A 16,987-nucleotide genomic window follows, 5' to 3' on the forward strand; every position below is an offset into this window, starting at 1 on the left:
GCACGATCGCGGGGGGAGGGCCCCGAGGGCTACGGGGTGGCTTCGTTGCGGATCATCAGGGCGCTGCGGAGGCCGGTGATGTCCAGGACGCGGATCAGGAAGTCACCCACGTTGGTGAGCATCAGCAGGCACTGGGCGTGACTGGCCTTGCGGCTGAGCACCACGAGCGTCCCGAGACCCTGCGAGTCGCAGAACGTGACCCCGGCGAGGTCGAGCACGATGCGCGGGGGCGGATCCGCCAGCACCTCGTTGACCACCGTCGAAAGCTGGGCGGCCGTGAGCATGTCGATCTCACCGGCCAGGCGAAGCACTGCTTCGTCACCCGTCCGGTGTACGGTGATGGACAGTTCGGCACGATCCACCCGGTCAGCCTATCGCGATCTCGACCGGCGGGCCTGTCGAGCGGATCGCCGCCGGCCCGTCGCGCCGCTCAGGCGGGTGAGCCTGATAACCCCCGTCGCGGGGTGCCTGCCAGGCAGCACTCCGGCGCTGACACAATGGCCCCATCGTGACCGAGACGCATTCCGCCGGATCCGGCCGCTACCCGGCCGACGCCCCGGCTTCCGAGGCCCTGTTCGACCGCGCCAAGGCCGTCGTGCCCGGCGGGGTGAACTCTCCCGTGCGCGCGTTCCGTGCCGTCGGCGGCACCCCGCGCTTCATGGTCCGGGGGGAGGGTCCGTGGCTCTTCGACGCCGACGGCCGGCGCTACGTCGACCTGGTCTGCTCCTGGGGCCCGCTCATCCTCGGCCACGCGCACCCGGCCGTGGTGGAGGCGCTGCGTGAGGCGGCGGCGCTCGGCACCAGCTTCGGCACGCCGACGCCGGGCGAGGTGGACCTGGCCGACGAGATCGTCGCGCGGACGCCGGTGGAGCAGGTGCGCCTGGTCAACTCCGGCACCGAGGCGACCATGTCGGCGATCCGGCTGGCCCGCGGCTTCACCGGCCGCTCCAAGATCATCAAGTTCTCCGGCTGCTACCACGGCCACTCCGACGCGCTGCTCGCCGCCGCCGGCTCCGGCGTGGCCACGTTCGGCCTGCCCGACTCGCCCGGCGTGACCGGCGCGGCGGCCGGCGACACCATCGTGCTGCCGTACAACGACCTGCGCGCGGTCGAGGAGGCGTTCGCCGCCCAGGGACAGCACATCGCCACGATCATCACCGAGGCCGCCGCCGGCAACATGGGCGTCATCGCCCCCCGCGACGGCTTCAACGCCGAGCTGGCCCGCATCGCCCACGCCAACGGCGCGCTGCTCATCGTCGACGAGGTGATGACCGGGTTCCGGGTGTCCCGCGCCGGATGGCACGGCCTCGACCCGTCGGACGCCGACCTGTGGACGTACGGGAAGGTCATGGGTGGTGGCCTGCCCGCCGCGGCGTTCGGCGGGCGCGCGGACATCATGGCGAAGCTGGCCCCGGTCGGCCCGGTCTACCAGGCCGGCACGCTCTCCGGGAACCCGCTGGCCTGCGCGGCCGGGCTGGCCACGCTGCGGCTGGCCGACGACGCCCTCTACCGGCGGCTCGACGAGACCGCCGCCACGCTGGGCAAGCTCACCACCGAGGCGCTGTCGGCGGCCGGCGTGCCGCACCGCCTCTCCACCGCGGGCAACATGTTCTCGGTCTTCTTCACCGACGCGGACGTGCGCGACTACGACAGCGCCCGCACGCAGGCGGTGCCCGCGTTCAAGGCGTTCTTCCACGCGATGCTCGCCGGTGGCGTCTACCTGCCGCCGAGCGCGTTCGAGTCGTGGTTCGTCTCGACCGCGATCGACGACGCCGCGTGGGAGCAGATCGCCGCCGCCCTGCCGGTGGCGGCGCGGGCGGCGGCAGCGGCCGGAAGCGGGGCCCAGTGAGCGCGAGGAGTGAGCCGGGTTCGCGAATCCCGCAGTCGCGAGCGAAGGGGGCCTGACCATGGCGGAGACAGTGGTGCACGTGCTGCGGCACGGCGAGGTGCACAACCCGGACGGCATCCTCTACGGCCGCCTGCCCGGGTTCCGCCTCTCCGAGCTGGGCGTGCAGATGGCCAAGGCGGCGGCGCAGGCGCTCGCCGACCGGACCGTCGTGCACGTGGTGGCCAGCCCGCTCGACCGTGCCCAGCAGACCGCCGAGCCGATCGCGGCACAGTTCGGCCTCTCCGTCGGCGTCGACGAGCGGCTGATCGAGAGCGCGAACTGGTTCGAGGGCAAGAAGGTCTCGCCGGGTGACGGCTCGTTCCGTGACCCGCGCAACTGGTGGGTGCTGCGCGACCCGGTGACCCCGTCCTGGGGCGAGGCGTACCGGGCCATCGCCGAGCGCATGTTCGCCGCGCTGCACGCCGCCCGGGTCGCCGCCGAGGGACGTGAGGCGGTGCTGGTCTCGCACCAGCTCCCGATCTGGACGCTGCGCCGGCACGTCGAGCGCAAGCGCCTCTGGCACGACCCGCGCCGCCGCCAGTGCGGCCTGGCCAGCCTCACCTCGTTCCACTTCGACGGCGCGAAGATCGTCGGTATCGGGTACTCCGAGCCGGCCGCCCACCTCGTCTCGATCTCGCCGACCGCCCGGACGGCCAAGGGGGCCTGATGCTCACCCGGAGGCTCGCCGCCGCCCTGCTCGCCGCCGTCACCGCCGGTGCGGCGCTGGTCGGCTGCTCCTCCGACAGCCAGGAGAGCCGGTGCGACGCCGACGGCTCCACCGTCACCTGCGCCCCCGAGCAGCGCTCCAAGACGCCGAAGGTGAGCGGCGAGCTGCTCACCGGCGGCAGCTACGACATCTCCCGCGACCGTGGCCAGGTCGTCGTGGTCAACTTCTGGGGCTCCTGGTGCGCCCCCTGCCGCGCCGAGGCGGACGACCTGGAGGCCACCCACCAGGCCACAAAGGGCTCCGGCGTGACGTTCCTCGGCATCAACGTGCAGGACAGCAAGGACAAGGCGATCGCCTTCGAGGAGGGGCGGGTCACGTACCCGAGCATCTTCGACCCGGCCAGCCGGCAGGCGCTCAACTTCGACATCCCGCCGAACACCACCCCGGCCACCGTCGTGCTCGACCGCGAGGGCCGGGTCGCCGTGGTGATCCGCCGGGCCGTCACCCAGGACGAGCTGCGCCCGATCGTCGAGAAGGTCGCCGCCGAGTCGCCGCCGCCGAACGGCTCCCGCTGATGGGCGAGACGTTCCGCCAGCTCGCCGAGTCCGGCCCGCTGCTGCTCGCGGTCGGCGCGGCGGCCCTGGCCGGACTGGTCAGCTTCCTGTCCCCGTGCGTGCTCCCGCTGATGCCCGGCTACCTGTCGTACGTGACCGGCCTGGCCGGCTCCGACCTGGAGGGCCGCCGCCCGGGCGCCCCGCCGCCGCAGGACCCGCCGCCGACCGGGGGCGGCGTCGGTGTGGTGGAACGGACGCAGGCCCGGACCACCGCCGCCGTCAAGGGCCGGGTGCTCGCCGGCACGCTGCTGTTCATCGGCGGCTTCACAGTCGTGTTCGTCGCCACCGCGATCCTCTTCTCCGGCGTGGGCAAGCTCTTCTTCCGGTACGAGCGCACGCTGGAGATCGTCATCGGCGCGCTCGTGGTGGTGCTCGGCCTCGGCTACCTCGGTGTGATCCCCGGTATGCAGCGCGAGTTCCGCATCCGCTGGCTGCCCGCCGCCGGCCTGCTCGGCGCACCGGTGCTCGGCGCGGTCTTCGCGCTCAGCTGGCTGCCGTGCACCGGCCCGACGCTCGGCGCGGTGCTCGGCATGGCGGCCACCGAGGGCGGGACCGACCGGGCCGTGCTGCTCGCCGTGGCGTACTGCCTCGGGTTGGGGATACCGTTCGTCGTCTTCGGGCTGGGCTTCCAGCGCCTGCTCGGGGTCTTCCGCGCCGTCCGGCGCAACAGCCGCTGGGTCACCCGGATCGGCGGCGCGCTGCTGATCGCCATCGGCCTGGCGCTGATCACCGGCGGCTGGGTGAACGTGGTGATCTGGTTGCAGACGAACGTCGGCGTGGGCGAGGTGAGCATCTGATGACGACCGTCGACGACCGGCCGTCCACCCCACCCGCGCAGGCGCCCCGGCGGCGGGTCAACCCGCTGCTGGCCCTGCTGCGCAACTCGTGGCGGCAGCTCACCAGCATGCGTACGGCGCTGATCCTGCTGTTCCTGCTCGCCATCGCGGCCATCCCCGGCTCGGTGCTGCCCCAGCGGGGCGTCAACCCGGAGCGGGTCAACCAGTGGTTCGTCGACCACCCCGACCTGGCGCCCCGGCTGGATCAGATCGGCGCGTTCGAGGTCTTCGGCTCGGTCTGGTTCTCCGCGATCTACCTGCTGCTGTTCACCTCGCTGATCGGCTGCATCCTGCCCCGGGCCCGGGACCACGTCCGCGCGCTGCGGATGAAGCCGCCGGCCGCGCCGAGACGGTTCGACCGGCTGCCGCAGCACGCGGTGCTGGAGGCTCCGGCCGCCGCCGGCCCCGAGGCGATCGCGGCGGTGCTGCGCCGCCGCCGCTGGCGGGTCACCGTGCGCGGCAACGAGGTCTCCGCCGAGAAGGGCTACCTCAAGGAGACCGGCAACCTGCTCTTCCACGTGTCGCTGGTCGCCGTCCTGCTCGGGGTGGCGCTCGGTTCCTGGTACGGCTGGCACGGCAACCGCATCCTGGTCGCCGGCGCGGACAACGCTTTCTGCAACACCCGCCAGCAGTACGCCGAGGCGTCGCTCGGCCCGCGCGTGGACAGCTCCGACCTGCCGCCGTTCTGCCTGACGCTGGAGAAGTTCGAGGCCGACTACCTGCCGTCCGGGCAGGCGTCCCGCTACTGGGCCACGGTGAGGGTGGACGAGCCGGGCGGCGCGGAGCGGACCGCCGGATTCTCGGTCAACTCACCGCTGCGACTCGGCTCGGCGAACGTCTACCTGCTCGGCAACGGCTACGCGCCGCTGCTGAAGTACACCGACAAGTACGGCCGCAGCCAGACCAGCGAGGCGCCGTTCCTGCGTACCGGCGACTCGAACGCGACCGAGGAGGGCGTGGCGATCTTCCCGGACGCCAACGTCGACCCGAAGACCGGCGCACGGGCCCCGGACCAGCAGATCGCCTTCGACGGGCTCTACCTGCCGACCGGACCGGAGAGAGCGCCGTACGTGGCGTCGCAGTACCCGGCCGAGCGGAACCCGATGGTGAACCTGACCGCGTACCGGGGGAACCTCGGGCTGGACGCCGGCATCCCCGGCTCGGTCTACGCGCTGGACCGGCGGCAGATCGACGACGGCAAGCTCAAGGAGATCGGCACGAAGCTGCTGCGGCCGGGGGAGAAGTGGACCCTCGACGACGGCAGCACGCTGGAGTTCGTCGGCACGAAGCCGTACGTCACGCTCGCGGTCCGGCACGCGCCCGGGCAGACGCTGCTGCTGGTGGCGAGCGGCACGCTGCTGCTGGGCCTGATGGGCTCGCTGTTCGCCCGGCGTCGGCGGGTCTGGTTCCGGGTTTCGCCCCCCGAGGGTGGATCTCCGACGAGCGGTAGTAGTTTGGTGGAGGCCGGTGGGCTGCCGCGCACCGAGCACCCTGGGTTCGCCGACGAGTTCGCGCAGCTCGTCTCCGCGGTGAGCGGTGACGCGCCGGACGCGCGGCGGGCGCGAGAAGGAGACGAGTGATGTCCGCACTCTCCGACCAGCTGGTCGCGTTCGCGATCCTGGCGTACCTGATCGCGATGATCAGCCACGCCGTGGAGTTCGCGCTGGGCAACGCGCGGAAGGCGCCCGCGGCCGCACCGGCACGGGAACTGGTCGGCGCGGGCGTCGGCGGCGCCGGCGGCACCGTCGCCGAGCCGGTCGTGCCGGCTGCGCCGCCGCGCCCGGACCGCACCGGCGCGCGGGCCGTGCTGGCCGGCCGGATCGCCGGCTGGCTCACCGTGCTCGCCGCCGCGCTGCACCTGGGCGCCGTGGTCACCCGGAGTGTCGCCGCCGACCGGATGCCCTGGGGCAACATGTACGAGTTCGTGCTGACCGGCACCTGGATCGGCATGGCGGCCTGGCTCGTCGTGCTCTGGAAGCAGCCGTGGCTGCGCCGGCTCGGGCTGTTCCTGACGCTGGTCATGGTGCTGCTGCTGGCGTTCGCCGAGCTGAAGCTCTACGTGCCGATCGAGCCGCTGATGCCGGCGCTGCAGTCGTGGTGGTTCGTCATCCACGTCTCGACGATCATCTTCGCCTCGGGCATCTTCCTGCTGGGCGTGGTGCCCGCCGCCGCGTACCTGATGCGGGCCGGCTGGGAGCAGGGGCGGCGCAGCTTCCCGTACACCCTGGCCCGCCGTCTCCCGGAGGCGGCCGGGCTGGAGCGGCTGACCTTCATGCTGCACGCCTTCTCGTTCCCGATCTTCACCTTCGCGGTGATCGCGGGTGCGATCTGGGCCGAGGCGGCCTGGGGCCGTCCCTGGGCCTGGGATCCGAAGGAGACCTGGGCGTTCATCTCCTGGGTGGTGTACGCGGGCTACCTGCACGCCCGGGCCACGCCGAACGTGAAGCGCAACGTGGCCACCTGGATCTCCATCGTGGGCTTCCTGACCGTGATGATGAACCTGTTCGGCGTGAATTTCTTCTTCACCGGCCTGCACTCGTACGCCGGGGTGTAGCGACCGGGCGACCGCTCAGCACCTCGTCCACCCGGCGCGTGACCTGGTAGGCCACCTCCGGCAGATCGGCCAGTTCGAGGCGGTCCGCCCGGAGCGCGAACTGGGCGTGCAGCTCGCGGGCCACCGCGTCGCGGATCTCTGTCTGGAGTGGGCTGAGGCCGTCCGGGTCGCCCACCACGTACGCGTCGTCCATCCACCGATGATGAACCGCCGACGGCGCAGCTGTCAGTGACGAAGTCATCCGCCGAACCAGCCGGGGACGTCGAGGCGGAACACGTCGGCGGGGACCATCCGTCGCAGGTCGTCCTCGATGGCGGCGACCCGGTTCGCGCCGAGCGTCGCGGCCCAGCGGTCCCGTAGCTCGTCGAAGACGACTGCCGAGCGGTGCAGGCCGTCGCGGCCCTTCGCGGTCATCCGGACCAGCCTGCGGCGGGCGTCGGCGGGGTCGTCCACGCGTTCCAGGTAGCCGAGCGCGACCAGCCGGTCCACCGTCTTGCCGGCGGCCTGCTTGGAGACGCCGAGGCGTTGCCCGAGGTCGGAGGCGGTGGTGCCGGCCGGGCCGACGGCCTGGAGGACGAAGCCGTGGGCCGGGCGCAGCTCGGGGTGCCCCTGGCGGGCCAGCTCGGCGTGCAGGTCGTCGACGAGCGTACGGAAGCCGGCGAGCAGGAGCAGCGGCAGCGCGAAGCCGGGGCGGTCAGGCGTTGCCATGTTCGACAACCACGTTTACTATTTCGTCAACCACGTTGACCATCTTACGAGAGGGGCACAGTCATGTCCCGCTTCACCGCGTACGAGCCGGACACCGCGCCCGCCGCCGCCCGCCCGGTCATGGCCGGGGTGCGCCGTTCGCTGGGCCACCTGCCCGCTGCCGTCGGCCTGATGGCCGGGTCGCCCGAACTGCTCAAGGGCTTCCTCGCCGCGAACGCCGCGTTCGAGGCCACCGACCTCGACCCGGTCGCCCGGGAGGTGGTGGTGCTGACCGTCGCCACCCGCAACGGCTGCCACCTCTGCGTGGCCATGCACACCGCGGCGCTGGTCCGGCACGCCGCCGCGCCAGAGCTGATCGAGGCACTGCGGACCGGTGTGCCGCTGCCCGATCCCCGGCTGGAGGCGCTGCGCCGGTTCACCGTCGCCGTGCTCGACCACCGGGGCGCGGTCCCCGACGCCGACCTGGACGCGCTGCTCGCCGCCGGATGGCAGCGCCGTCACGCCCTGGACGTGGTGCTCGGCATCGGCACGTACACGATCTCCACGTTCGCCAACCGGCTCACCGAGGCGCCGCTCGACCCGCCGCTGGCCGCGTACGCCTGGACGCCCGCCCCCTGTTGACCGGGGGCGCGCCTTACCCGAGGAAGGGGGTGCGGGAGGATGGGGGCATGGCGGCTCGCTTTCCGTACACCGATCTCAAGGACTTCCTCGCGGCGCTGGAGCGTGCGGGGGAACTGCGGCGGGTGAGCGCGCCGGTCGACCCCACGCTGGAGATCAGCGAGATCGTCACCCGCACCGTCCGGGCCGGCGGGCCCGCGCTGCTGTTCGAGCGCCCCACCCGGGGTGAGATGCCGGTGGCGATCAACCTGTTCGGCACCGAGAAGCGGATGGCGATGGCGCTCGGGGTGGAGCACCTCGACGAGATCGGCGCGCGGATCGGCGACATGCTCAAGCCGGAGCTGCCGCAGGGCTTCTCCGGGATGATGGGCGGCCTGGGCAAGGTCATGCAGCTCAAGTCGATGCCGCCGAAGAAGGTCAAGACCGCCCCCTGCCAGCAGGTCGTCTACCGCGGCGACGACGTCGACCTGAACCGGCTGCCCGGGTTGCAGGTGTGGCCCGGTGACGGCGGGATCTTCCACAACTTCGGGCTGACCCACACCAAGCACCCGGAGACCGGCAAGCGCAACCTCGGGCTCTACCGGCTCCAGCAGCACAGCCACAACACGATCGGCATGCACTGGCAGATCCACAAGAACTCCACCGCGCACCACGCGGTCGCCGAGCGGCTCGGCCAGCGGCTGCCGGTGGCGATCGCGATCGGCGCGGACCCGGTGGTGGCGTACTCGGCCAGCGCGCCGCTGCCCGCCGACATCGACGAGTACCTGTTCGCCGGGTTCCTCGCCGGTGAGCGGGTCGAGATGGTGGACTGCCTGACCGTCCCGTTGCAGGTGCCGGCACACGCGCAGATCGTGCTGGAGGGCTACATCGAGCCGGGCGAGCGGCTGCCCGAAGGGCCGTTCGGCGACCACACCGGCTTCTACACGCCGGTCGAGCCGTTCCCGGTCATGCACATCGAGTGCATGACCATGCAGCGCGACCCGGTCTACCACTCGATCGTCACGTCCCAGCCGCCGCAGGAGGACCACGGCCTCGGCAAGGCCACCGAGCGGATCTTCGCGCCGCTGCTGCGCTTCCTGATCCCGGACATCGTCGACTACGACCTGCCCGCCGCCGGGGTCTTCCACAACTGCGCGATCGTGTCGATCCGCAAGCGCTACCCGAAGCACGCGCAGAAGGTTATGAACGCGATCTGGGGCGCGCACATGATGTCGCTGACCAAGCTGATCGTGATCGTCGACGAGGACTGCGACGTGCACGACTACAACGAGGTCGCGTTCCGCGCCTTCGGCAACGTCGACTACGCCCGCGACCTGATGCTCACCGAAGGGCCGGTGGACCACCTCGACCACGCCTCGTACCAGCAGTTCTGGGGTGGCAAGGCGGGCATCGACGCGACCCGCAAGCTGCCCGAGGAGGGCTACAGCCGGGGCTGGCCGGAGGAGATGCGCATGTCGCCCGAGGTGGTCTCGCTCGTCGAGAAGCGCTGGAAGGAATACGGGATCTGATGACGGCGGCAGTACAGGAACGGCCCGGCAGGGTCTCGTCCTTCCTCAAGCTCGTCGCCATCGAGCACTCGGTCTTCGCGCTGCCGTTCGCGTACCTGTCGGCGCTGACCGCGATGCAGCTCGACGGCGGGCGGGTGGACTGGCTCGACCTGCTGCTGATCACCGTGGCGATGGTCGGCGCGCGGACGTTCGCCATGGCCGCGAACCGCATCCTGGACCGGCGGATCGACGCGCGGAACCCGCGTACCGCGAACCGGGAACTGGTCACCGGCGCGGTGAGCGTGCGGACGGCCTGGACCGGCGCGGCCGTCGCGCTCGTGGTGTTCCTGGCCGCCGCCGCCCTGCTCAACCCGCTCTGCCTGGTGCTCGCGCCGCTCGCCGTGGTGCCGCTCGTGGTCTACCCGTACGGCAAGCGGTTCACGAACTGGCCGCACGCCATCCTCGCGGTGGCGCAGGCGGTCGGCCCGGTCGGCGCCTGGCTGGCGGTCACCGGCACGCTCGACGGCTCCGGCCCGGCCTGGCTGCTCGGCGCCGCCGTCGGCCTGTGGATCGGCGGATTCGACCTGATCTACGCCTGCCAGGACGCCGACGTGGACCGGGAGATCGGGGTGCACAGCGTCCCCGCCCGGTACGGGCTGCGCTTCGCGCTGCACGCCTCCACCCTCGCGCACGTGGTGACGTTCGCGCTGTTCATCTGGTTCGGCGCCTGGGTCGGCTTCGGCTGGCTGTGGTGGATCGGGCTGGCGCTGACCGCTGTCGCCTTCGCCTACCAGCACATGGTGGTCAGCCCCACCGACCTGAGCAAGGTCAACCGGGCGTTCTTCACCGCGAACGGGTTCGTCGGCATCGCGTTGTTCGTCCTCGCCCTGCTCGACCTGGTGATCCGCCTCGGCCTGCGGCCGTAGCCGGGAGCCCGCGGCTCTCGCCGGGGGGCCTGCCGCCCGGACGGGTCAGGGCGTCGCGCCGACCGGGTAGCGCGCGCTCTCCAGCGTCCAGTCGACTGTGCCGCGCACGGCGGCGGCCAAGCCGTCGAGATGGGTGGCGACGGCCTGGTCGAGCGCCGGGCCGAACGACGGCGTCGCCGCGCGCAGCACGACGAATCGCCCCATCTCGGCCCGCCAGTGCCCGGCGACCAGGTCGAGCGCCGCCGGCACCGGCACGCCCCGCTCGGCGGCCACCGCCAGCACCAGGTTGTGCCCGCCGCCGGTGGCCCGGTCGCGTTCCAGCGAGGCGATGTCGTTGAACCAGGACAGCAGGTCGTTGGCCAGGCCGGCGAGCCGCCGCAGCGCCGGATGGTGGTAGACCGCGTCGGGCAGAGGCCGCCCGGACGCGAACTCGATCAGTGGGTACGAGACGTACGCCGCCGACGTGGCCCGGCGCAGCCGCACGTACTCGGCGACGCCCGGCGGTCGCCCGGTCGTGGTGGCGGTGGCCTCCCGGTGCACCCCGTCGAGGTGGTCGGCGACCGCGTCGGCGAAACGCAGCCGCCACCGGGCCGGCATCCGGCGGCGCGGCTCGCGCCACGCCTGCACCAGCAGACGGCGCAGCGGGCCGGAGAAGCCCGGGTGGCGGGCGCGTGGCCCCTCCCGCAGCAACGCGAGCGCACCGTCGCGCAACGCGCGGATCTGCGCCGGGGCCAGCCCGTCCCGCCCGTCGCAGGCGTCGTCGACCAGGAAGAACCAGGTGAACAGCGCGGTGAGCACCCGCAGGTCCGGTTCGGCGGCGTCCGGGTAGAGGCGACCGGCGTACCGGGCGAAGCCGGCCCGCGCCAGCCGTCGCCGCTTCGCCGGGTCCGCCGGCAGGCCGAGCCGGTCGACGTGCTCCACCAGCCAGCCCTGCACCTGGTCGGCGTACGGGGAGATGCGGGGCGCGATGGGGCAGTCGGAGCGGAGCGCCCGCAGCACCGTCCCCGTCATGACCGGCCCTTCCGTGGAAGTCGTCGTCGATCGAAGAATTTCATGCCGTGGGGCGTTCCGTGAACCCGCTGGACATCCCGGGCGGGCCGACCGAACGGGGGTCCCCGCCCGGCGCCCGCCGCGACCAGGCACGCTTGGGGCATGCGCGAACCATGGGTGGTGGGTGTCTCCGGAGCCTCGGGCACGCCGTACGCGGCGGCTGTCGTCCGGGCACTGCTCGACGCCGGCCAGGCGGTGGACCTGATCGTCTCCCGGGCGGCCCGGCTCACAGTGCTGGACGAGACCGGCCGGCCGTTCCGGGACGCGCACTGGGCCGAGGACCTGGCCGCCTGGCTCGACCGCGACCTCACCGGCGCCGACCTGCGGCACTGGCCCGCCGGCGACCTGGCCGCCGGCCCGAGCAGCGGCTCCTACCCGGTACGCGGCATGGCCGTGGTGCCGGCCAGCACCGCCGCGTGCGCGGGCATCGCGATCGGGCTGTCGAAGGACCTGCTCCAGCGCGCCGCCGAGGTGAACCTCAAGGAGCGCCGCCCGGTCGTCGTGGTGCCCCGGGAGACGCCGGTGACCCGCAGTCACCTGGAACATCTCGTCGCGCTGCACGACGCCGGGGCGGTGGTGCTGCCGGCCAGTCCGGGCTTCTACGGCGCCGGCGCGGCGGCGTCCGCCGGGCAGCTCGTGGACTTCGTGGCCGGCAAGGTGCTCGACGCGCTCGGCGTGGAGCACACGCTGTTCCGGCGGTGGTCCGGCGAGCTGGCCGCCGGTCGCCGGGAGGCCGCCGCCGACTGACGGGCCCGACGTGCGGGGGCGCGGCCTCGATCGGCCGCGCCCCCCCACGCTCAGTACATGCCGGCGTTCGCCGGTCCGGGGCCGGTGGAAGCGGTCGGGCCCATGTTGCGGGCCTTGCCCATGTCCTCCGCCTCGTCCAGCATGCCCTCCCCCTCGAGCAGGGCCCGCACCTCGGATTCCCGAAACCGGCGGTGCCCTCCTGGAGTCCGGATACTGCCGATCCGGCCGGCCGCTGCCCATCTGGTCACGGTTTTCGGGTCCACCCGAAACAGCGCAGCGACCTCACCCGGCGTCAGCAGGCGATCTCCAGTGTCCACAGCCCCCTCCTCGCGTCGACGAAGCCCTCGGCTGAACACACTGCCCCCGGCCGGTGCGAGCCCAGAGCCGTCATGAGGGACGTATGGCAATTACAGCACCGGCTACCGGACGTGTCCGCCAAACGCGAAAAAGGCACACACTGGGAAGTTAGGAAATGGTACCGGCGGAGAACCCCCTGATCGTACGTTTGTGAAGGGACCGGCCGCGGGTACCGATCGCGTTCGGTAGCCGCCGAGCGGATAGGGTCACTCTCCGTGGACACGATCGACCTGAGCCTCGTGGAGTTGTTGCGAGGCAACGCCCGTCTGTCGTACGCCGAGCTGGCCCGTCAGGTCGGCCTCTCCGCCCCGGCCGTGCACGAGCGGGTCGGCAAGCTGGAGTCCAGCGGCGTGATCCGGGCGTACCGGGCCGAGGTCGAGCCGGAGTCGATCGGGCTCGGCGTCACAGCGCTCATCGGCATCATCGAGGACTCCGACGCGGACACCGACGAGGTGCTGGAGTCGTTCCGCCGCATCCCCGAGATCGAGTCCTGCTACTTCATGGCCGGCGTCGAGTCCTTCCTGCTCAAGGCGCGGGTCGGCACGATCGCCGAGCTGGAGCAGCTGATCGTCCGGCTTAACCGGACGGCCGGTGTGGCGTCCACCCGTACCAGCATCGCCCTGTCGACCAAGTGGGAGAACCGCCCGCAGGCGTTGGGACCCCCCACCGCCTGACGCCTCTGGCCTCCGCGTGGGGGTTGCGGTTACCGTGCGCCGATGACGAGCTCTGGACGCGGTACCGCCGTGGTGACCGGTGCGGCCGGCGGGCTGGGGCGGGCGATCGCCGCCGCGCTGCACGCCGACGGGTGGAACGTGCTGCTCACCGACGTGGATGCCGGCGCCGTGGCGCAAGCCGCCGCGCCGCTGGGTGGCTGGTCGCGCCCGCTCGACGTACGCGACGAATCCGCCTGCGCGGACGTCGCCGCCGAGGCGGCGGCCGCGCCGGGCGGCCTCGGGCTCTGGGTGAACAACGCGGGCATCCTGGTCACCGGCCCGTCCTGGGCGCACGACGCCGCCACCCGGCGCGCGGTGGCCGAGGTGAACGCGCTCGGCGCGATGAACGGCACGCTCGCCGCCGTCGCGGTGATGCGGGAACAGGGCCGCGGCCACGTCCTCAACGTCGTCTCGCTGGCCGGGCTGATCGCCGCGCCGGGCGAGACGGTGTACGCGGCCAGCAAGCACGCCCTGCTCGCGTTCAGCCTCGGCACGTTGAGCGACCTGCGGATGGCCGGCGTCCGGGGCGTACACGTGTCGTGCCTGTGCCCGGACGGGATCTGGACGCCGATGCTGCACGACAAGCTGGACGATCCGGGAGCGCTGGCGTCGTTCACCGGCTCGCTGCTCGCGCCGGAGCGGGTGGCCGCGCGGGCCGTCCGGCTGGCCCGCCGGCCCCGGCCGGTGGTCAGCCTGCCGCGCTGGCGCGGCGCGCAGGTACGGCTGCTCGACGCCTTCCCCCGGCTCGCCCTGGCCCTCACGCCGGTGATCCGGGCCACCGGCCGGGCCGGTCAGCGGCGGCAGGCTCGTCGGGTCCAGGGGAACGCGAGGCCACCTCGCTTGTAACGTTGCCGACGTGACTCACTTCGACCGGTGCGACGAGGCCAGCCGGCGCTGGGTGACCGAGGCGATCGCCGCCGTCGAGGCGGACGCCAACCGCTCCGCCGACACCCACCTGCTGCCCTTCCCGCTGCCCCGGGACTGGGGGATCGACCTCTACCTCAAGGACGAGTCGGTGCACCCGACCGGCTCGCTGAAGCACCGGCTGGCGCGCTCGCTGTTCCTCTACGGGCTCTGCAACGGCTGGATCGGCCCGGACACCACGATCGTCGAGGCGTCGTCCGGCTCGACGGCGGTCTCCGAGGCGTACTTCGCCCGGATGCTCGGACTGCCGTTCATCGCGGTCATGCCCGCCTCCACCTCGCCGGAGAAGATCGCCCAGATCGAGTTCCAGGGCGGGCGCTGCCACCTGGTCGAGGACCCGGCGAAGGTGGTGGTGGAGGCGCGCTGGCTCGCCGAGGACACCGGCGGCCGGTTCATGGACCAGTTCACGTACGCCGAGCGCGCCACCGACTGGCGGGGCAACAACAACATCGCCGAGTCGATCTACGCCCAGCTCGCGCTGGAACGGCACCCGGTGCCCGCCTGGATCGTGGTCGGCGCCGGCACCGGCGGCACCAGCGCCACCATCGGCCGCTACGCCCGCTACCGTCGGCTGCCCACCAAACTCTGCGTGGTGGACCCGGAGAACTCCGCGTTCTACCCCGCCTGGCAGGCCGGTGACTGGTCGGTGTGCACCGACCGTGGCTCGCGGATCGAGGGCATCGGGCGGCCCACCGTCGAGGCGTCCTTCCTGCCCGGCGTGGTGGACCGGATGGTCCAGGTGCCGGACGCCGCGTCGCTCGCCGCGATGCGGGCCGGCTCGGCGGTGCTCGGCCGCCTGGTGGGCGGATCCACCGGCACCAACCTGTGGGGCGCGTTCGGGCTGATCGCGCAGATGCGCGCCGCCGGGCGTACCGGCTCGGTGGTCACGCTGATCTGCGACCCGGGCGACCGGTACGGCGACACCTACTACTCCGACGAGTGGGTAGCCGCGCAGGGCCTCGACCTCGCCCCGCACCTCGCCGCCATCGACCGCTTCCTGGCCGACGGCGCCTGGCCGGCCTGAGCCTGGTTCCAGCTTGCCGGCGAGGCCGGTCAGCGGGGTTCGGCCCGCTCGGCCAGCCCCGGGTAGCGCACCACGAAGCCGTCCGGGTCGACCTCCAGGTCGGCCGTGAACGTGTCACTGGAATACCGGATCCGGCCCGGGCCCAGCGAGGTGTAGACCTGCTCGGCGGGCACCACGGCCAGTCCGGGCAGCAGCACCCAGGCCACGTTCACGGCGGTCGCCAGGTCGGCGGGCAGCCGGCCCAGCCCGATGCGGCGGATCGGCAGCGTGTTCGTCAGCGGGGAACCACCCAGGTCCACGTCGAGTGCCTCGACCAGCCGTCCCGGGTCGTCGGTGCCCGGCAGGCCCGCCGGTGGATGGCCCGCCGCGCTCAGCGCCGCGTCCAGGTCACCCTCCTCGCCGGTACGCATGCGCCACCCGTCCCGGCCCCGCTCCAGGCGTACGCTCCGCGACCAGCCCGCGCCCTCGGCCTCGACCTCCAGCCGGTTCGTCGACCAGTCCGGCCCGACGGCCAGCCGGTACCGGCACGTGTACGGGATCGGATCCACGGCGAGCGCCACACCCTGCGCGGTCAGCCCCTGACCGTCGTCGAGCACCACGTGCTCGGAGCCGGCGGTGTCGGTCCGGGCCCAGAAGAGCGACTTCGGCATGGTCCGGACGTTACGCGACCCGGCGGTCGGCGGCAGCGGATGCGCGAACGCCGCCGCCGGTCCCGGGCTTGTTGCCTGCCTACCCCTGCTCGTCGCCCTCAGTGGGGCGGGGCGGCCGGTTGTGGCGGGCCCACTCGTCGACCTCATCCGCATCCCAGACGTTCATGCCGATCAGTCGGGCGAGCGGCTCCGGGAACCCGGGACGGCGAGTGATCTGCAGGACCCGCTGACGCGATACGCCGAACAGGGCGGCCAGCTCGCCGGGCCCGTACAGGCGTGGTCGTCTCACACGCCGAAGGGAGTCATGGTCATGCCTCTTCGGGCTACTCGTCGTCGTCCGCAGGCCGGGGCGGCCGGTGCTCCCGGATGTACCGCTCGACGTCCCGCTTCAACCAGACCGCGCCGACCGACAGCTCTTGATACGGCGCGGGGAATGCGGGGTGCCGCCGGATCTCGCGGAATCTCGATCTGCCCACGCCGAGCATCTTCAAGATCTCACCGGCCGCGACAAGTTCGCCCGGTCCCGTCTCCTTGGTCACGACTTCGAAGGTAGGAGCGGGCCGGCCCGACTATGGTGACGCGAACAAATGGCCCCACCTACGTTGGCCCGTCAATGTTGACAGGGGGGCGAGTGAGCGATCTGATGGATCAGCCCCCCGTCCGGTGGCGAGTTCGCGGCGGGCGGGGGTGCCACCTGGACGCCGAGGCCTGCAGGAGGCCCCGAGTGACCCAGCGCCACGCTCCGCTGAAACCCCTTTGGGTCTGTACGGCAGACCTGCTCAACTGGCCGTGCGAGAACGCCAAGGTCGAGTTGGTCGCTGATTACAAGCACGACCGGCGCCACCTCGCCGTCGATCTGGCTGTCCTGATGCGGCAGGCAACCATCGACCTGACCAGGCTCTACTCCGAGCCGCCGTGTCCCGCCGAGATGCACATCCGGTTCCTGGGCTGGCTGCGGTCGGTGCGCAATGTCTGACCCGATCGGCACCGGGCTGCTGCTGGCCGCCGTCATCGCCCAGGCGTTCGGCTGCTGGGTCGCCTGGTCGTGGGGCCGGTCCGCTCGGCGCAGCCTCCGGCAGACCATCGGCAAGACCATCCCGACGCCACCGCCCGATTGGCGGCCTCGTCATCGCCTGTCGCTGTGGAACGAGCCGACCCGGCGATACCCCGTCCTCGCACCGCGCAGCTAGAACGGGAGCCGAAATCACCACAGACGCACCGCCG

At 72.5% G+C, this 16,987-nt stretch carries 23 protein-coding genes; 15 read left to right on the forward strand and 8 right to left on the reverse strand.

Annotated elements, in window-relative coordinates:
- Nucleotides 1–29: 29 nt before the first annotated feature.
- Nucleotides 30–362 (reverse strand): STAS domain-containing protein, encoded by a 333-nt coding sequence (locus ACFYON_RS04260; RefSeq protein ID WP_135242846.1) that lies wholly within the window; start codon nucleotides 360–362, stop codon nucleotides 30–32.
- Between the two features lie 146 nt (nucleotides 363–508).
- Here ACFYON_RS04260 and hemL point away from each other — a divergent pair, with 146 nt between their 5' ends.
- From hemL to ccsB, 6 genes are read left to right on the forward strand one after another with little or no spacing between them, the layout of a single operon-like run.
- Nucleotides 509–1,849, forward strand: coding sequence for a glutamate-1-semialdehyde 2,1-aminomutase (hemL, locus tag ACFYON_RS04265; protein ID WP_355095486.1), 1,341 nt, complete (start codon nucleotides 509–511; stop codon nucleotides 1,847–1,849).
- 58 nt (nucleotides 1,850–1,907) lie between these two features.
- Nucleotides 1,908–2,555, forward strand: coding sequence for a histidine phosphatase family protein (locus tag ACFYON_RS04270; RefSeq protein ID WP_354867708.1), 648 nt, complete (start codon nucleotides 1,908–1,910; stop codon nucleotides 2,553–2,555).
- A complete protein-coding gene (locus ACFYON_RS04275) occupies nucleotides 2,555–3,130 on the forward strand; it encodes a TlpA disulfide reductase family protein (protein ID WP_354867710.1) in 576 nt (191 codons plus the stop codon). Before ACFYON_RS04270 ends, ACFYON_RS04275 begins: the two co-directional genes overlap by 1 nt.
- Nucleotides 3,130–3,966, forward strand: a complete 837-nt coding sequence (locus tag ACFYON_RS04280; RefSeq protein ID WP_354867712.1) for a cytochrome c biogenesis protein CcdA — start codon at nucleotides 3,130–3,132, stop codon at nucleotides 3,964–3,966. Before ACFYON_RS04275 ends, ACFYON_RS04280 begins: the two co-directional genes overlap by 1 nt.
- Nucleotides 3,966–5,585: a cytochrome c biogenesis protein ResB gene (locus ACFYON_RS04285; protein WP_387320596.1), complete on the forward strand. Its 1,620-nt coding sequence runs from the start codon at nucleotides 3,966–3,968 to the stop codon at nucleotides 5,583–5,585. The genes ACFYON_RS04280 and ACFYON_RS04285 overlap by 1 nt, the downstream gene beginning before the upstream one ends.
- Entirely contained in the window at nucleotides 5,585–6,559 is a 975-nt protein-coding gene (gene ccsB / locus ACFYON_RS04290; RefSeq protein ID WP_354867717.1) for a c-type cytochrome biogenesis protein CcsB, read from the forward strand. The genes ACFYON_RS04285 and ccsB overlap by 1 nt, the downstream gene beginning before the upstream one ends.
- Here ccsB and ACFYON_RS04295 read toward each other — a convergent pair.
- A complete protein-coding gene (locus tag ACFYON_RS04295; RefSeq protein ID WP_354867720.1) occupies nucleotides 6,528–6,752 on the reverse strand; it encodes a hypothetical protein in 225 nt (74 codons plus the stop codon). The genes ccsB and ACFYON_RS04295 overlap by 32 nt on opposite strands.
- Nucleotides 6,753–6,796: 44 nt before the next feature.
- Entirely contained in the window at nucleotides 6,797–7,267 is a 471-nt protein-coding gene (locus ACFYON_RS04300) for a MarR family winged helix-turn-helix transcriptional regulator (protein WP_354867723.1), read from the reverse strand.
- Nucleotides 7,268–7,330: 63 nt separating this feature from the next.
- On the opposite strand from ACFYON_RS04300, the gene ACFYON_RS04305 reads away from it, so the two are divergent.
- From ACFYON_RS04305 to mqnP, 3 genes are read left to right on the forward strand one after another with little or no spacing between them, the layout of a single operon-like run.
- Nucleotides 7,331–7,888: a carboxymuconolactone decarboxylase family protein gene (locus ACFYON_RS04305; RefSeq protein WP_354867726.1), complete on the forward strand. Its 558-nt coding sequence runs from the start codon at nucleotides 7,331–7,333 to the stop codon at nucleotides 7,886–7,888.
- Between the two features lie 47 nt (nucleotides 7,889–7,935).
- Nucleotides 7,936–9,393, forward strand: coding sequence for a menaquinone biosynthesis decarboxylase (locus ACFYON_RS04310; RefSeq protein ID WP_354867729.1), 1,458 nt, complete (start codon nucleotides 7,936–7,938; stop codon nucleotides 9,391–9,393).
- Nucleotides 9,393–10,298 (forward strand): menaquinone biosynthesis prenyltransferase MqnP, encoded by a 906-nt coding sequence (mqnP, locus tag ACFYON_RS04315; protein WP_354867732.1) that lies wholly within the window; start codon nucleotides 9,393–9,395, stop codon nucleotides 10,296–10,298. The genes ACFYON_RS04310 and mqnP overlap by 1 nt, the downstream gene beginning before the upstream one ends.
- Before the next feature lie 45 nt (nucleotides 10,299–10,343).
- On the opposite strand, the gene ACFYON_RS04320 is transcribed toward mqnP, so the two are convergent.
- A complete protein-coding gene (locus tag ACFYON_RS04320) occupies nucleotides 10,344–11,309 on the reverse strand; it encodes a terpene synthase (protein WP_354867735.1) in 966 nt (321 codons plus the stop codon).
- 141 nt (nucleotides 11,310–11,450) lie between these two features.
- On the opposite strand from ACFYON_RS04320, the gene ACFYON_RS04325 reads away from it, so the two are divergent.
- On the forward strand, nucleotides 11,451–12,095 hold the full coding sequence (locus tag ACFYON_RS04325) for a UbiX family flavin prenyltransferase (protein ID WP_354867738.1): 645 nt from the start codon (nucleotides 11,451–11,453) through the stop codon (nucleotides 12,093–12,095).
- Nucleotides 12,096–12,145: 50 nt separating this feature from the next.
- Here the strand turns inward: ACFYON_RS04325 and ACFYON_RS04330 are convergent, their stop codons facing one another.
- Nucleotides 12,146–12,412: a BldC family transcriptional regulator gene (locus tag ACFYON_RS04330; RefSeq protein WP_013473529.1), complete on the reverse strand. Its 267-nt coding sequence runs from the start codon at nucleotides 12,410–12,412 to the stop codon at nucleotides 12,146–12,148.
- A gap of 255 nt (nucleotides 12,413–12,667) precedes the next feature.
- On the opposite strand from ACFYON_RS04330, the gene ACFYON_RS04335 reads away from it, so the two are divergent.
- Genes ACFYON_RS04335 through ACFYON_RS04345 form a run of 3 tightly spaced genes read left to right on the forward strand, consistent with a single transcriptional unit; the run spans nucleotide 12,668 to nucleotide 15,113 of the window.
- Nucleotides 12,668–13,126: an Lrp/AsnC family transcriptional regulator gene (locus tag ACFYON_RS04335; protein WP_354867742.1), complete on the forward strand. Its 459-nt coding sequence runs from the start codon at nucleotides 12,668–12,670 to the stop codon at nucleotides 13,124–13,126.
- A gap of 42 nt (nucleotides 13,127–13,168) precedes the next feature.
- Nucleotides 13,169–14,011: an SDR family oxidoreductase gene (locus ACFYON_RS04340; RefSeq protein ID WP_354867745.1), complete on the forward strand. Its 843-nt coding sequence runs from the start codon at nucleotides 13,169–13,171 to the stop codon at nucleotides 14,009–14,011.
- Between the two features lie 10 nt (nucleotides 14,012–14,021).
- Nucleotides 14,022–15,113 carry a PLP-dependent cysteine synthase family protein gene (locus tag ACFYON_RS04345; RefSeq protein ID WP_387188853.1) on the forward strand — a complete coding sequence of 364 codons (1,092 nt, stop codon included), beginning with the start codon at nucleotides 14,022–14,024 and terminating at the stop codon, nucleotides 15,111–15,113.
- A gap of 29 nt (nucleotides 15,114–15,142) precedes the next feature.
- Here ACFYON_RS04345 and ACFYON_RS04350 read toward each other — a convergent pair whose 3' ends face one another.
- From ACFYON_RS04350 to ACFYON_RS04360, 3 genes are all read right to left on the reverse strand, one after another.
- Nucleotides 15,143–15,763, reverse strand: coding sequence for a putative glycolipid-binding domain-containing protein (locus tag ACFYON_RS04350; RefSeq protein ID WP_387188852.1), 621 nt, complete (start codon nucleotides 15,761–15,763; stop codon nucleotides 15,143–15,145).
- Nucleotides 15,764–15,842: 79 nt separating this feature from the next.
- Complete coding sequence (locus tag ACFYON_RS04355) at nucleotides 15,843–16,052, reverse strand: AlpA family transcriptional regulator (protein WP_041798756.1); 210 nt, start codon at nucleotides 16,050–16,052, stop codon at nucleotides 15,843–15,845.
- Nucleotides 16,053–16,086: 34 nt separating this feature from the next.
- A complete protein-coding gene (locus ACFYON_RS04360) occupies nucleotides 16,087–16,302 on the reverse strand; it encodes an AlpA family transcriptional regulator (protein WP_036311366.1) in 216 nt (71 codons plus the stop codon).
- Between the two features lie 185 nt (nucleotides 16,303–16,487).
- Between ACFYON_RS04360 and ACFYON_RS04365 the strand changes: the two genes are divergently transcribed.
- Nucleotides 16,488–16,739 carry a flavin reductase gene (locus ACFYON_RS04365; RefSeq protein WP_354867752.1) on the forward strand — a complete coding sequence of 84 codons (252 nt, stop codon included), beginning with the start codon at nucleotides 16,488–16,490 and terminating at the stop codon, nucleotides 16,737–16,739.
- Nucleotides 16,732–16,953, forward strand: a complete 222-nt coding sequence (locus tag ACFYON_RS04370; RefSeq protein WP_354867753.1) for a hypothetical protein — start codon at nucleotides 16,732–16,734, stop codon at nucleotides 16,951–16,953. Before ACFYON_RS04365 ends, ACFYON_RS04370 begins: the two co-directional genes overlap by 8 nt.
- Nucleotides 16,954–16,987: the final 34 nt, after the last annotated feature.

Origin of the sequence: Micromonospora sp. NPDC005686, from assembly GCF_042871665.1 — a bacterium.
GTDB lineage: Bacteria > Actinomycetota > Actinomycetes > Mycobacteriales > Micromonosporaceae > Micromonospora.

Excerpts from the sequence above, each read along its gene's own strand:
- ACFYON_RS04270 (WP_354867708.1), top strand. The coding sequence starts at position 1,908 with ATGGCGGAGACAGTGGTGCACGTGCTGCGGCACGGCGAGGTGCACAAC.
- ACFYON_RS04275 (WP_354867710.1), top strand. The coding sequence starts at position 2,555 with ATGCTCACCCGGAGGCTCGCCGCCGCCCTGCTCGCCGCCGTCACCGCC.
- ACFYON_RS04280 (WP_354867712.1), top strand. The coding sequence starts at position 3,130 with ATGGGCGAGACGTTCCGCCAGCTCGCCGAGTCCGGCCCGCTGCTGCTC.
- ACFYON_RS04285 (WP_387320596.1), top strand. The coding sequence starts at position 3,966 with ATGACGACCGTCGACGACCGGCCGTCCACCCCACCCGCGCAGGCGCCC.
- ccsB (WP_354867717.1), top strand. The coding sequence starts at position 5,585 with ATGTCCGCACTCTCCGACCAGCTGGTCGCGTTCGCGATCCTGGCGTAC.
- ACFYON_RS04295 (WP_354867720.1), bottom strand. The coding sequence starts at position 6,752 with ATGGACGACGCGTACGTGGTGGGCGACCCGGACGGCCTCAGCCCACTC.
- ACFYON_RS04300 (WP_354867723.1), bottom strand. The coding sequence starts at position 7,267 with ATGGCAACGCCTGACCGCCCCGGCTTCGCGCTGCCGCTGCTCCTGCTC.
- ACFYON_RS04305 (WP_354867726.1), top strand. The coding sequence starts at position 7,331 with ATGTCCCGCTTCACCGCGTACGAGCCGGACACCGCGCCCGCCGCCGCC.
- ACFYON_RS04310 (WP_354867729.1), top strand. The coding sequence starts at position 7,936 with ATGGCGGCTCGCTTTCCGTACACCGATCTCAAGGACTTCCTCGCGGCG.
- mqnP (WP_354867732.1), top strand. The coding sequence starts at position 9,393 with ATGACGGCGGCAGTACAGGAACGGCCCGGCAGGGTCTCGTCCTTCCTC.
- ACFYON_RS04320 (WP_354867735.1), bottom strand. The coding sequence starts at position 11,309 with ATGACGGGGACGGTGCTGCGGGCGCTCCGCTCCGACTGCCCCATCGCG.
- ACFYON_RS04325 (WP_354867738.1), top strand. The coding sequence starts at position 11,451 with ATGCGCGAACCATGGGTGGTGGGTGTCTCCGGAGCCTCGGGCACGCCG.
- ACFYON_RS04340 (WP_354867745.1), top strand. The coding sequence starts at position 13,169 with ATGACGAGCTCTGGACGCGGTACCGCCGTGGTGACCGGTGCGGCCGGC.
- ACFYON_RS04350 (WP_387188852.1), bottom strand. The coding sequence starts at position 15,763 with ATGCCGAAGTCGCTCTTCTGGGCCCGGACCGACACCGCCGGCTCCGAG.
- ACFYON_RS04370 (WP_354867753.1), top strand. The coding sequence starts at position 16,732 with ATGTCTGACCCGATCGGCACCGGGCTGCTGCTGGCCGCCGTCATCGCC.